The 14,382-nt window shown below is 43.9% G+C and carries 9 protein-coding genes; 2 read left to right on the top strand and 7 right to left on the bottom strand.

Translation table 11 applies throughout. The features are described from left to right. Both rsmA and ACT3S4_RS05750 read left to right on the top strand, forming a co-directional pair. Positions 1 to 864 (top strand): 16S rRNA (adenine(1518)-N(6)/adenine(1519)-N(6))-dimethyltransferase RsmA, encoded by an 864-nt coding sequence (gene rsmA / locus ACT3S4_RS05745; RefSeq protein ID WP_444760662.1) that lies wholly within the window; start codon positions 1 to 3, stop codon positions 862 to 864. A gap of 149 nt (positions 865 to 1,013) precedes the next feature. Beyond that, positions 1,014 to 1,856 (top strand): symmetrical bis(5'-nucleosyl)-tetraphosphatase, encoded by an 843-nt coding sequence (locus ACT3S4_RS05750; protein WP_444760663.1) that lies wholly within the window; start codon positions 1,014 to 1,016, stop codon positions 1,854 to 1,856. Between the two features lie 102 nt (positions 1,857 to 1,958). Here ACT3S4_RS05750 and ACT3S4_RS05755 read toward each other — a convergent pair whose 3' ends face one another. The 7 genes from ACT3S4_RS05755 to ahcY form a co-directional block, all read right to left on the bottom strand. Further along, a complete protein-coding gene (locus ACT3S4_RS05755) occupies positions 1,959 to 4,439 on the bottom strand; it encodes a site-specific recombinase (RefSeq protein ID WP_444760664.1) in 2,481 nt (826 codons plus the stop codon). A gap of 405 nt (positions 4,440 to 4,844) precedes the next feature. Then, a complete protein-coding gene (locus tag ACT3S4_RS05760; protein WP_444760665.1) occupies positions 4,845 to 6,629 on the bottom strand; it encodes an acyl-CoA dehydrogenase C-terminal domain-containing protein in 1,785 nt (594 codons plus the stop codon). 320 nt (positions 6,630 to 6,949) lie between these two features. Next, on the bottom strand, positions 6,950 to 8,743 hold the full coding sequence (locus ACT3S4_RS05765; protein WP_201605768.1) for an acyl-CoA dehydrogenase C-terminal domain-containing protein: 1,794 nt from the start codon (positions 8,741 to 8,743) through the stop codon (positions 6,950 to 6,952). Between the two features lie 393 nt (positions 8,744 to 9,136). Beyond that, positions 9,137 to 10,849: a putative bifunctional diguanylate cyclase/phosphodiesterase gene (locus ACT3S4_RS05770; RefSeq protein WP_444760666.1), complete on the bottom strand. Its 1,713-nt coding sequence runs from the start codon at positions 10,847 to 10,849 to the stop codon at positions 9,137 to 9,139. A gap of 54 nt (positions 10,850 to 10,903) precedes the next feature. Continuing rightward, complete coding sequence (locus ACT3S4_RS05775; RefSeq protein ID WP_444760667.1) at positions 10,904 to 11,797, bottom strand: 16S rRNA (uracil(1498)-N(3))-methyltransferase; 894 nt, start codon at positions 11,795 to 11,797, stop codon at positions 10,904 to 10,906. Between the two features lie 178 nt (positions 11,798 to 11,975). Next, a complete protein-coding gene (locus tag ACT3S4_RS05780; RefSeq protein ID WP_444760668.1) occupies positions 11,976 to 12,821 on the bottom strand; it encodes a methylenetetrahydrofolate reductase in 846 nt (281 codons plus the stop codon). A 13-nt stretch (positions 12,822 to 12,834) separates the two neighbouring features. Continuing rightward, on the bottom strand, positions 12,835 to 14,259 hold the full coding sequence (ahcY, locus tag ACT3S4_RS05785) for an adenosylhomocysteinase (protein ID WP_444760669.1): 1,425 nt from the start codon (positions 14,257 to 14,259) through the stop codon (positions 12,835 to 12,837). Between the last annotated feature and the right edge of the window lie 123 nt (positions 14,260 to 14,382).

A 14,382-nucleotide genomic window follows, 5' to 3' on the forward strand; every position in this document is an offset into this window, starting at 1 on the left:
ATGTCCAAAACATCGTTTGATGCTCAGTCTATTACCAACAGCCTACGCGCTGCCAAACACCAACCGCGTAAGCGCTTTGGTCAAAACTTCTTACATGACCGTAGTGTTATCCGTGAAATTGTTGAGAGCATTCGCCTAGAGCGCAATGACAATTTGATTGAAATTGGGCCGGGGATGGGTGCACTGACTGAGCCGTTATTGGCAGAAGTGGATGCGATGACTGTGGTCGAGCTTGATCGTGATTTGGCAGATAGCCTGCGTATTCGTATCGGTGCCAATAGCCATCCAAATTTTACCATTATCAAAGACAATGCCATGCATGTCGACTATCGTGAACTGTATAGCGAGGAGCGCGGCAAGCTCCGCGTGGTCGGTAATCTGCCGTATAACATTTCTACGCCTATCTTATTTCATTTGCTAAGTTATGCCGATGTGATACAAGACATGCACTTTATGCTGCAAAAAGAGGTGGTCGAGCGTATCACCGCTGACGTCGGCAGTAAAACCTATGGTCGCTTATCAGTCATTATGCAGTACCACTGCCATACAGATTATCTGCTGACCGTCCCACGCGGTGCCTTTAATCCGCCGCCAAAAGTGACCAGTGCGGTTTTTCGTTTGACGCCGCATATCACTAAGCCAATTGTGGCAGAAGATGAAGAGTATTTTGCCTTGGTGGTACGTGAAACCTTTAATCATCGCCGTAAGACACTGCGCGCCATCTTTAAAAAATCAACGTTATTACCAACACTCAGTGAAGCCGATTTTGCAGCGTGTGGTATTGATCCGCAAGCACGCCCTGAAACCTTAAGCGTAAAAGATTTTGTCAATTTGAGCAATCAGGCGAGCACGGTTCAGTTATAACATATTCTTTCTAGCAGCTATAAAAACAGTGAGAAGGGGCTGTTCTCATCGTTTAAATACGTGATGGTCATTGGATGGAAAAAATATTAGCCATTTACTATCATTTGTAAGCTGCTTAAAAGCGAGCAGTTAAAAATTATTGAGGGTTTATGAGTTTTCGTCATCAGTATGTCATCGGTGACCTGCAAGGTTGCTACGCGGCGTACCTTCATTTACTTGAAATATTGGATTTTGATCCTGCACAAGACAAGCTATGGTTTGCAGGGGACTTGGTGGCACGTGGTGAAGACTCGTTAAGTACCTTGCGTCATGTCAAAGCACTTTGCGAGCAAGGGACAGCCGCGACAGTACTCGGCAATCATGATATCAATTTGATCGCTGTCTGGCGCGGTGCGGCAAAGATTAAAAAAAAGGATCAGACAGCGCCTATTTTTGCTGCCGATGATTGCGATGAACTGCTTGAATGGTTACGTCATCAGCCAGTATTGGCTTTTCCTGATGAGCAGACGGTATTAGTTCATGCTGGTATTCCGCCACATTGGAGTATCGAAGATGCCGAAAAGTATGCGCAGCAGTTAGAGTCACAATTGCAAAGTAGTTTAAAACAGCTGGATCGTTTATTGCCAAATTTATATAGCAAGACTGCTGATGACTGGCATCCAGATATTAGCGGCTTTACCAAAATGCGCGCAATTGCCAATTATTTCACTCGTATGCGGCTGTGCAAACAAGACGGCACGTTAGAATTTAGCTTTGCAGCAGGGTTAGAAGCGTCTATGCCAGAGGGGTTTTTGCCTTGGTTTGAATGGCAAGTGCCGCGGACTCGCAAGGTATTATTTGGGCACTGGGCAGCGCTGAAAGGTGAGGTAGACTTACCGTATGCGCGTGCACTTGACGGCGGCTGCGTTTGGGGTAATGATCTATTGGCTTATCGCTTGAGTGATGGAAAAATCATCAGGTCAAGTGTGCACTGCTTACAGCCAGAAACATAATATTAAGGCATGGACTCATTTCTATCTCTGCTTTTAAAATGAGGTCACACCCCAACTATTTTGCTTATTCAAACGATTTATTAAACCACCAAAACCTTCCCATTAGCTGGGTAGGTTTGGTGGTTTTTTGGGTTTAGGTAGTGAGGTTTTAGCATCGCCAGCGGTCTTGTTTTCAGGGTTGCTGTTATCGCTTTCAGGATGGGCAGTCGTCTCATTACCCTCAGTAAAGGCATTATGCGCTTTATCATATTGAATATCACTACTATAAGGGACGCTATTGAGATCCTCATCTATCAGCCCATCATCGAGCTCAATGGTTTTTTTGGTACTGATATGATTGGTGGTGCTGTGTGTTTCCCGACTTTTTAGCGCAGCGTCAGTGTCAGCATTTGAGATGTTATTATCGTAATCTATGTCTGTGATAGCCTGTTCATTTTGCATGCTTTTTTGCTTGGATTTAGGTAGAATTTTTACATCAGACAAACGGCGCACGACATAATTGTTGGGAATAGTTTGTCCTCCTTTATGAGCGCTGGTATCGTCAAAAATCATGTGTCCTTGACTGTCGATACGAGCATACTTCATTGGCTTATCACGTGGCCAGAAAAAGTCTGAAGGATGGGTAAGCATATGGCTGAAAAGCTGCTTGGTTAAACGACTCCACTCCATGAATTTGACTTCTTTAGAGCGCAGTGCCACAAATAAGGCGAGTGAAAAGCTGACCATGAGGTTCACCATGCCGATAAGGGCAACGCCTAAAATAGAAATAAACACAATCTGCCAATCCCACTGGTTGGCAGATATATTAAACAGTCCATGCGCCAAATTCGCCGAGGCAAATGCAATGTGGCGGATATCAATCGGTAAGCCAAATAAATAGCCAATTGTTGCAGTACTACCTAAGAACACCCCGAACAAGAAATTGCCCATAATGGCGCCAAGGTTGGCTTCTATAAAACCGCCCAAACGCTGTAACCAAGTTTTTGGTAGTAGGTGTTGAAGTAGTTTGTGGCGCTGAATACGGGCACCGATTTGGTTATAGACTGCCAAGTTATCGTAGTAACCAGCAATAAGACCAGATAAAAATAAATAGACGCCAGCAATGGCCGCGTGGGGCAATGCCAGTGAGTGAAAGGGGTCAAGATCATGCAGTAAGTGTGCAGCCTTGTCGGTATTGATCATCGGCGCACCAGTATATTGTAGCCATGCAAAAGAGATAATCAGAGCGACTGGTATCGCTAGCATAATATTACCCATAATCGCCACAAACTGGGTACGTAAAATATCGACCACCAATTCTGATAGCTTATTTAACTGATGTGACTTTTTGCCAGAACCGTCCGATATAGTAGAGGCAATTGCCGCCGCCGTCATAGCAGGCTGTTTGGTAGCAACCGTACCATGAACGATATGGATAAAAACAAAACCCAATCCATAAATCATACTATTTACAAAGGCGCGTCCCATCGGTGCGAGGGCTAGGTTATAGGCTAATATCTTAAGCGTTGCCATAAAGGCAATAATAAAACCACCGATAGAGGCTTTCTTGAACATTTTTTGGTAGCCCGATTTATCGGTACTAATATAATGTTCACCCACGCGGCTGGCGTTTTCAGTGACTTTGCGTGACAGCAGCTTGGTATTATTATCAATTAAGTATCCAATACTATAACGGCGGCTAGCAGTGGTAATCAGCGCTTGAATCAACTCAATGAGCGCCTGATCGCGCTTATCATAATTATCTGCTACCAGTTCAGTTAGGATACGCATACGCTGCAAGCTTTGGTCTAAACGCAGCATCATATTGGTCAGGCGAATAGAGATCCCCGTTTTATAAATGCGCTTGCGTATAGTGGCAACGATATCTTCGCATTGTTCAATCATGACCAGTAACGGCGCAGGATCTACTGCTTTTTCGGGCGTAATATCCGTTAAAGTATCAAGCTCATGCGCTTCTCGGTACTGATTGACGTATAAGACTGCCTCTTGATTTTGTGCCACAAATGACGCTGAATAATTCAGCATTTGCGGATAAAATTCCATCAAATCTGGATGCAAGCCAATACCGCTGATACGGTATGACAAAATGATAATCGCGTTCAAAATACTGTTTTTTGCTGTCGCAACTAAGTTTAAATGCTGCTCATCGACTTTGAGTAGCTCAACCAGTTCATCCCATTTGTCTTTTTTAATATTGGCAAGCCAGCGCTCATCAGAGCGTTTATCAAATAAATAACCGACCAATTCTACGACAGAATCTTCTTGTGGCAGTAGCGGTAAAAAACGATGCCCAATAAGGCGACGTAGACTATTAAAAAAGCCCTGATCCGACATGATGCCAGTATCGGTATATAAAGCAATTTGGCGATATTCAATAATCAGTTTTAAGACGAAACTTGACAGTCCATCTGCATATTCTGGATGTTGACGTAAAATATCAATCAGCTCTTGAATGTTTTGATTGGCTAACGTGGGCTCTTTATCGCTCACTCGTAGCTCATCGATTAAGCGCTTGAGTACCGCAGGATCTGGCACATCACTTAAGGCTGTAATCTGTTGTAAAATGTGTTTTATTTCTGACACATTGCATCCCTTGTGGTGGTTATTTCAATCATTGTTATTATTGAGTATGAGCAAAGATATAAGCGCTTTGAATGACTATATTAATTATTAATGTCGCGATATCTACCACTATTGAGTGTTAGGTTTTTAATTTACAGCTCACTAATTTGGAAATTATTAGTTTTAAGCTTATTGGTTTAGGCATTAAAGATATTTGTACCAATCTTAATGTTGTGACTTTGCGTTATTTTAATCGTAACAATGCCTGAGCGGTTAATTATTTTGTTAGCAGTTATTTTGTGGCGCTCATTATATCGATTGTGGAAACCATCGCTGTGATGATATTTTTGGCAAAAAAAGGGACAGTAGCGTGACTGTCCCTTTATCGTAGTGCGGTATGGCTTACTTTATTATAAAAGTAAGAAATTAGCTAGCAGGTACATCAAAGTAGCTAAGATCAAAGTTCATCATTGGATCACTACCAGCTTGAACCATTTGCGCATGAGCATCAATGCGTGGCAAAATACGACCGACGAAATAATCGGCAAGCTTGGCTTTGTTGGTATAAAACTCACCTTTTTTGCCGTTAGCCGCTTCGACCATCAAGGCAAACATATACGAGTAGGCGAGGTAACCAAAGGCATGCATATAGTCAACCGCACAGCCATTGATCTCATTCTTACGCTCACCGATATTGCTAAGCACAGTCGCGGTTAGCGCTTCGATGGTATCTGCAGCATCTAATGTTGCTTGCTTGATACCATGGTCCGCTTGCATATTATTGACAAAATCACGAATTTCACCTAAGAAATGAGTGACGTATTTGCCGTTATTTTTCGCCACTTTACGACCTAGTAGATCGAGTGCTTGAATACCATTGGTGCCTTCATAAATCTGTGCAATACGCGTATCACGGACGATTTGCTCCATACCCCACTCGCGGATATAGCCGTGACCGCCAAATACTTGCTGGCAATCAATGGTGGCTTCTAACGCTTTGTCGGTCAAGAACGCTTTAGCAACTGGCGTCAATAGAGCAACACGTGCGGCAGCAGCTTGAGCGGCCTCTGGATCGGTACTAAACTTCTCTTCATCAAGATTTTTAGCAACGTACATCGCAAAGCAACGTGAGGCTTCGGTATTGGCTTTGGCATTCAACAGCATACGGCGTACATCGGCATGATGAATGATGGCATCCGCTGGTTTTTCTGGACTTTGCAGTTGGGTATCGCTACGACCTTGACCACGATCATTGGCATATAACGCCGCATTTTGATAAGCAAGCTCAGAACCACCAAGACCTTGCAGACCCATGGTGACACGCTCATAGTTCATCATAATGAACATTGATGACAGACCCGTGTTTTCGGCACCAACCATCCAGCCTTTAGCGCTGTCAAAATTCATGACACAAGTGGCTGAGGCTTTGATGCCCATTTTGTGCTCGATAGAGCCAACTGCTAGGGTGTTACGCTCGCCTAAGCTGCCATCTGCATTGACCAAAAATTTTGGTACGACAAATAACGAAATACCTTTTGAGCCTTCTGGGGCGTTAGGGGTTTTTGCCAATACCAAATGAATGATGTTTTCGGTTAAGTCATGCTCGCCGCCAGTGATAAAGATTTTGGTACCAGAGATATCATAGCTACCGTCATCATTAGGGATAGCTTTGGTTTTGATGATACCTAAGTCAGTACCAGCATGTGGCTCTGTCAAGCACATGGTGCCCGCCCACTCGCCATTGTACATTTTTTCTAGGTAAGTTTGCTTTTGTTCTTCAGAAGCCGCTGCGTTTAGGCACAGTGTCGCGCCAACGGTTAGGTTAGGGTAGAGGGCAAATGATTGGTTGGCAGTGAATACCATCTCTTCAGTCAGCATGGTCACCATTTTTGGGAAACCTTGACCACCGTATTCAGAGTTACCGCTTAAGCCAACCCAGCCTGATTCAGCATACTGTTTATACGCTTCTTTAAATCCAGTAGGAGTCGTGACGACGCCATTACCTTCAAAGGTTGCGCCTTCTTCATCGCCGCTGCGGTTGATTGGCAAAAGAATGTTTTTTGACAGTTTTGCCATTTCTTCCAAAATCATATCGACTGTTTCCATATCGACATGAGCTAAGTTTTCGTTGTTTTGCCAAAATTTAGGCGCGTTAAATACATCATTTAAGATAAAGCGCATGTCATTCAGAGGGGCATTATAAACAGCCATAAACATTCCTTTGGTTCAAATAAATAAAATTAAAGTTGTTAAAGATATCAATTGTTCTTTTGGTCTAACCTTAGCGGTTAATAATCAAAGTTTAGCAAATAAGCTTGCACACGGGTGTGTTTCTTCGTGAATTGTGCGTACACCAAAAGTATTGATAAAGGATAGCCTTTATAAAAATAAGGATAGATTTTTACAAAAGGTTAGGTTTTTTGAAAGTGTTGACTCTACTCGTTATTAATTTTAATAGCGCTAAGAAAATCGGCAACACACTTGAGTATGTTGCCGATAAAAATACAGTATTAGCAGTATTTAACGTCTAATTAAAAAGCGAACTGATCAACGTCCATGCTCATGTACGGTTCAACACCAGTGCTGATACGCTGTACGTGAGTGGTGGTACGTGGCAATAGCTTAGCAAAGTAGAACTGCGCGGTTTTTACTTTCGCGTCGTAGAAGGCTTGTTCGCTAGTACCGTTCGCAAGTTCAGTTTGTGCTACTAATGCCATGCGTGCCCATAAGTAGGCTAGCGTTACATAACCGCTGAAATACATGTAATCAACCGCAGCGCCGCCAACCGCATCTGGGTTTTCAGTGGCTTGCATGCCGATGCGTGCAGTCAAATCACCCCATTCTTTAAGGTGTTTGGCAAGTGGGCGAATAAACTGACCCATCGCATCATTTTCTTTGTTTTCTTCACAGAATGTTTGGATGATTTTGACGAAGTTTGCAAGCAGTTTGCCTTGTGAGCCCAATACTTTACGACCTAGTAGATCGAGTGCTTGGATTTCAGTGGTACCTTCGTAAAGACACGCAATGCGTGTATCACGCACGTTTTGCTCCATGCCCCATTCGCTGATAAAGCCATGACCACCATAAACCTGTACGCCATGGTTAGCCGCTTCTAGACCAGTTTCAGTCAAGAACGCTTTAGCAATAGGTGTCAATAGTGACAACATTTGATCAGCAAATTTAAGCGCATCGCCTTCGCCTTTTGCGACGGTATCGGCAAAATGTGAGAGGTAATAAACCAAAGCACGACCACCTTCGGCAAAGGCTTTTTCAGTCAACAGCATGTTACGAACCGCTGGATGTACAATGATAGGGTCAGCGACTTTTTCAGGGGCTTTAACACCAGATAATGAACGCATTGCTAGACGATCTTTGGCATAAGTCAATGAGCCTTGGAACGCATATTCTGCTGCGGTTAAACCTTGAACTGCGGTACCAATACGCGCCACGTTCATAAAGGTAAACATGCACTGTAGACCACGGTTTTCTGGGCCAATCAGATAACCCGTTGCGCCATCAAAGTTCATCACGCAAGTGGCTGAGGCTTTGATACCCATTTTGTGTTCGATAGAGCCACAAACGACGTTGTTGTTTTCACCTAGGCTACCATCTTCGTTGACCGTTACTTTAGGAACGATAAACAGTGAGATGCCTTTTGTGCCAGCAGGCGCGCCTGGTAGACGAGCCAATACAATGTGAATGATATTGTCCGTTAAGTCATGCTCACCCGCTGAAATGAAGATTTTTTGACCAGTGATGCTATAGCTACCATCTTCTTTAGGCTCGGCTTTGGTGCGGATAATACCTAAATCAGAACCTGCATGTGCTTCAGTCAAGCACATGGTGCCTGACCATTCGCCGCTGACCATTTTTTCTAGGTAGGTTTGTTTTTGCTCGTCCGTACCGTGATGCTCGATGGTTTGAATGGCACCATGCGATAAACCAGGGTACATAGAGAATGACCAGTTAGCTGTACCAACCATTTCATTAATGACGGTTGATAATGAGAACGGCATGTTTTGACCACCGAAGTCTTCTTCAGCAGATAAGGCTGGGAAGCCAAGCTCACAATAGGCTTTATAGGCTTCTTTAAAGCCCTTTGGCGTAGTGACTTGACCATTGTTAAACTGGCAGCCTTCAGCGTCACCACTTTGATTCAATGGTGATAGCTCATTTTCAGCAAAGCTTGCCGCCATTTCAAACAGACTGTCCATTAGCTCGCGATCCGCTTCTTGGAATGCTGGCAGGGTTTTATAATGGCTTTCGCTGTCGAGTAACTCATGCATCACGAATTGAATGTCACGTAAGGGCGCTTTGTATTGCATAACTTCCTGTCCTTTTGAGAATATAACCCATCATCATCAAGGGTAGGCACATGACTGCACTGTTATTTAGTGCACAAGTCCAGCCCATATTAATCTAACGAGCCCAAATAAATGCTAGGCAATAATGCAGATTGACGATGTTGTCGGCTATATAAAATAGTATTGAAAAGAATGGCGATGGTTAGAGTAAGCTTGAAACTTAATAAGCTCTAACAAATTCACTATAAAAGATAGGCTTTCAGAGGGGATTATACAAGTTTGGTGACAGCACTGATAAGTCATGAACCTATCTTGCATCGGTTATACAATCGACGTTAGGCGTTAAGAGGAAATGCGAATAACCATATGAAAATACTAATGATACTGGATAAATAAGCATCCGTTAAAGGGGGTTTATTTGGCGGCGTACTGCTGAATCAACATCTCAGTCGCAGCCTCTGCTGGCACTGGTTTGCCAAACCAATAGCCTTGACCCTGTTGACAGCCCATTTTTAGCAACACATCGCGCTGTTGTTCGGTTTCGATACCTTCGGCGACTACCTGCATATCAAGTGCCATTGCCAAGTCTAAAATAGCTTTTACAATGGCATGTTGGGTACGATCGGTGTCGATGTTGGATATAAAACTTTTGTCAATTTTAATGAAATCAAACGGATATTCTTGTAAGTAACTCAAAGAGGCATAACCGGTGCCAAAGTCATCCAACGCCAGACAAATCCCCAGTTCCTTGAGCAAATTAAGCTGTTTTTTGACATTTGCATGACGCTGAATTAAGGATGATTCGGTGACTTCAATATGTAGCTGATGCGCAGAAATACGGTGTTGCACCAATAAACTGCTCACCATCTCAGAAAATTCAGGGTGGCTAAATTCGGCGGCATCTGCATTGATACAGATATGTTGACAAAACCCTTGCTGTTGCCAAGTCGATAACTGCTTAGCAATTTGAACCGCCATGTGCGAGAACAACTCAAACGACAGTTTATGAGTGATAATGGCATTGATAAAATGTATCGGCTTTAGCAGTCCGCGAGTCGGGTGTTGCCAACGTACCAGCGCTTCAAAACCAATAATGATGCCAGTAGCCAGCTCAAACTTTGGTTGATAATAAGGAACAAACTGATTTTCAGTGGTGGCGGCTCTAAGTTCCGCCTCTAACTGCAAGCTACCCGCAGTGGCTTCGTCAATGGTCGTATCATACCAGCAAATGTCATCACCGCCTTGCTGCTTGACATAATGCAGCGCTTTTTCAGCCTTGGTCAATAATCCTGTCACTTCGTCGTCGTTAGTGGGAAAGTAACTGACCCCGACGGAAATATGACAATAAATCTTGGCGTCTGTCGCAGTGTTTTCATCTAAGGAGAAGGGGCGTTCACACATTTGCATCAAGCTATCTAGCTGATGACGTACCATATTAGCGTCATTGAATTCGAATAATAACGCAAAATCATCGCCGCCAAAATGAGAAAAACACTGTAAATTATCGAGCTTGAGGTTCTTCAGGCGTGTGACAAAGTTTTTTACCAAAGCGTTGATGCCGTCAGGGCCAAGCAAACTTGCTAGATTGCGATAACGGTCAATATTAAAGCGTACAATTACGACTTCTTGATAGCTGTCCAACAATAGGTCGCTGGTCTGACTCAAGAAAACTTTACGATTTGGTAACCCAGTCAATTGATCATAATTGAGCAAATGCGCCACTTGCTTTTGATCTTTGACGACCGCGGACATATCACGCACCATACCGATATAGTAAGTTCTATGATTGACACAGATTTTGCGATAAGTCATGTGACAGTCAAGTATTTGTCCATAACGGTTCAGCATCGAAAAGTCGTTTTCATAAAAACCATTGCAGTCTAGATGGTCAGTGATATCTGCTAAAACGGCCCTTTCTTCATCTGATAAAAATTCTGCTGCATAAACACCAAGTGGTCTGCCAAGCAAAAATGACTCACTGTAGCCAATGATAATCTCATAACTGGCATTGACCGATAGATAGCGTAAATTGGCATCCAAGATGAATATGGCATCATCAAGCTGCTCACATAACTCGGCCAGCAGTTGCTGCTTGTCTGCGATTGAAATAGGGGCGAAAGCAGTCATAGTTGGACTCATCATATCGAAATAGAGCAGCAGTTAGGATTACGCATAGGGTATTTACCCATAATAGCTCAAAGCATGCAGAGTCGCCAACGCCACCACGGGTGCAGTCTCGGTGCGTAAGATTCTTGAGCCAATTTGCCAAGGTTCAAAACCAGCTTTGGCTGCTTGCTGGCATTCATCAACGCTCAGACCACCTTCAGGGCCTATTAGCAGCTCAATATAAGGAGATTGTTGCGTTAAGACTGTTGGTAGCGACCTAGGCATTGCTGGTTGTCCTGCAGCTGGTACGCTCAGTTGCAGACGCAAATCTGCTGGTTGTTGTAATATTTGATAATAAGGGTCTTGGCTAAGGGTTGTGACAATAGTGCTGGTAGTAGGAGGACAAACGTCCATTTGCGCATCGGCAGAGTGGGTCACTGATTGTTGTAACCAGTCGTTTATGGACACAGGTGCAATAATAAGCGGTGGACGGTTAAGACCGCATTGTTCACACGCGGCAATGGCAACTTGCTGCCAATGTGCCAGTTTTTTTTCTACTTGGGCAGGCTTTAGATTGACCTCGCCATGATGGCTACTTAGCAATTGAATGGCAGTGACACCAAGCTCGGTGGATTTTTGAATCGCATAGTCCATGCGTTCACCGCGGCTCATCACTAGACCGATTTTAGTGAAGACAGCGGCACTTCGGTCAATATCTACATGTGCTAATAATGTCACAGTGGCGTGTTTTTTGCTGATGGCTTGTAGCTGCACCTGATACTCGCCGCCAAAGCCATCGAATAATATGCCTTGATCGCCAATATTAGCACGCAATACACGGCACCAATGATGGACGATACTCTCTGTTAATTCGGCACTATCTCCAATAGCTAAGGTGCTAAGTTGAGGATGGAGTGAGCTTCTTTCATCACTGATGTCATTGCTGGTGTCATAAAAAAAACGTCGCACAGTTGCTTAGTCCTATTGTTTGAATAATATTTTCAAATATCTTAGCAGAATATCGTTTGAGAGGGTAAAGGGATTATCTTTAGTAGAATTTACATTAGTGCAATTCTTATACCAAAAAGACTGGCGCTCCTAGGAACGCCAGTCTTTAAAAAATACATTCGATAAATACGATGAGCAATTAAGCTAAGCCGAGTGCTTCAACCAAGCGCTTGTTTGGCTCAACCTTATTCATGCTATAAAAATGCATGGCAGGTACGCCCTCAGCAATTAAGCGCTCGCATAAACGATAGACCACATCAAAACCAAATTCACGAATGGCTTTGCGGTCATCGCCAAGGTCAGACAACTGCTTACGTACATAACGCGGAATATCAGCGCCACAGCTATCGGCAAAGCGTACCAAATTACTTGAGTTAGTAATTGGCATGATACCAGCGATTAAAGGCTGAGCAACCGTATCGATACCGCGCTTCTCTAAGGTATCACGCAAATATAAGTAACTATCAGCGTTATAGAAAAACTGAGTAATCGATGCATTAGCACCCGCTTGGTATTTATTGACCAAGTTGTCAACATCAAATGCAAAGCTACGCGCTTGTGGATGCATTTCAGGATACGCTGCGACCTCGATATGGAAATGACTGCCTGAATATTCACGGATAAACTTCACCAAGTCTAACGCAAACGGCAGCTCGCCCATACCGACTTGACCTGATGGTAAATCACCACGTAGGGCGACTAAGCGCTTGATACCCAAATCTTTATACAGATCGAGCAATTCAGCGATTTCCGCCTTATCATCACCGATACAAGATATATGCGGCGCAATATCAGTATCGCCGCGTGCGCATAGTGCTTGGACGATATCTAAAGTGCGATTTCGGGTTGAACCGCCAGCACCGTAAGTCACCGAAAAATACGCAGGTGATAGCTTATTCAACTCATCATAAGTACTGAGTAGTTTTTCATGACCTAGTTCGGTTTTGGCAGGGAAAAACTCAAAGGAGAAAGCAGGCTTAGTCACAGTCTGGCTCCTTTTAGTATTTGTAAGCGTCAGGCTTAAATGGACCTTCGACAGGCACACCCAAATACTCTGCTTGTTTTTCAGTCAGCTTAGTCAACGTACCGTTAAAGCCAGCAACCATCGCCGCAGCGACTTCTTCGTCGAGCTTCTTAGGCAGTACTTTGACGTATAAATTGTCAGTACGTGCGTCGACTGGCAAGTCAGCAAACTTTTCTTCGAACAAGTACATTTGAGCCAACACTTGGTTAGCAAATGAGCCGTCCATCACGCGTGATGGATGACCAGTGGCATTACCAAGGTTAACCAAACGACCTTCAGCAAGCAAAATCAAGTAATCATTTTCATCGTCCGAGCGGAAGATTTGATGGACTTGTGGCTTAATCTCAACCCAGCGCCAGTTGTCACGCATAAATTGCGTATCGATTTCAGTATCAAAGTGACCGATGTTACAAACAACCGCACCAGGTTTCAGGGCTGCTAGCATATGTCTGTCACAAACATGGTAGTTACCAGTAGTCGTGACAATCATGTCAGTGTCTTCAAGCAGACGGGTGTTGATGTTTTCTGCGCCGCCAGTGTTATCACCATTGGTGTAAGGTGATAATACTTCAAAGCCGTCCATACATGCCTGCATGGCACAGATAGGATCAACTTCTGAGACACGTACAATCATGCCTTCTTGACGTAAGCTTTGCGTAGAACCTTTACCAACATCACCATAACCGATGACTAGAGCACGGCGACCAGCAAGGAACATATCAGTTGCACGCTTAATGGCGTCATTTAAACTATGACGGCAGCCGTATTTATTGTCGTTTTTAGACTTAGTAACCGCATCGTTAACATTGATAGCGGGAACTTTAAGTGTGCCTTTATTTAGCATTTCGACTAAGCGATGGACGCCAGTAGTAGTCTCTTCTGAGATACCATGGATGCTGTCAAGAAGCTCGGCATAATCATTATGAATCAATGCGGTCAAATCACCGCCATCATCCAAGATTAAGTTGGCATCCCAAAGCTGACCTGACGCTTCACCGCCAACGTGGATTTGCTGACGTAAGCACCATTCGTACTCTTCTTCTGTTTCGCCTTTCCAAGCATAAACAGAGATACCAGCAGCGGCAATTGCAGCAGCAGCATGGTCTTGAGTTGAGAAGATATTACATGAGGTCCAGCGTACTTCCGCACCTAGCGCGACGAGTGTCTCGATAAGTACAGCAGTCTGGATGGTCATGTGGATACAGCCAGCGATTTTCGCGCCTTTAAGCGGCTGATCGGCTTCGTAGCGACGACGCAAACCCATTAGGGCAGGCATTTCAGCTTCGGCAAGGGTGATTTCACGGCGACCGTAGTCAGCAAGGCTGATGTCGGCGACTTTATAGTCAGTAAAAGAGGGATCGATCGTATGGGCAGATGGGGTGTTAGACACTGCGTCCATAATATGCTCCTATCAGTGGTTAAGGTATGATAAAAAGAATAAAAACGCAGGTGTCGTTATTTGCGCTGTCAATAATCAATGAGATGATTGTTTAACAGTTACCGAGCCTAACATAATGACTGA

It is taken from the genome of Psychrobacter sp. AOP30-A2-5, assembly GCF_052378115.1.
Classification (GTDB): Bacteria; Pseudomonadota; Gammaproteobacteria; order Pseudomonadales; family Moraxellaceae; genus Psychrobacter.

Excerpts from the sequence above, each read along its gene's own strand:
- ACT3S4_RS05765 (WP_201605768.1), bottom strand. The coding sequence starts at position 8,743 with ATGCAATACAAAGCGCCCTTACGTGACATTCAATTCGTGATGCATGAG.
- ACT3S4_RS05750 (WP_444760663.1), top strand. The coding sequence starts at position 1,014 with ATGAGTTTTCGTCATCAGTATGTCATCGGTGACCTGCAAGGTTGCTAC.
- ACT3S4_RS05760 (WP_444760665.1), bottom strand. The coding sequence starts at position 6,629 with ATGGCTGTTTATAATGCCCCTCTGAATGACATGCGCTTTATCTTAAAT.
- ahcY (WP_444760669.1), bottom strand. The coding sequence starts at position 14,259 with ATGGACGCAGTGTCTAACACCCCATCTGCCCATACGATCGATCCCTCT.
- rsmA (WP_444760662.1), top strand. The coding sequence starts at position 1 with ATGTCCAAAACATCGTTTGATGCTCAGTCTATTACCAACAGCCTACGC.
- ACT3S4_RS05770 (WP_444760666.1), bottom strand. The coding sequence starts at position 10,849 with ATGACTGCTTTCGCCCCTATTTCAATCGCAGACAAGCAGCAACTGCTG.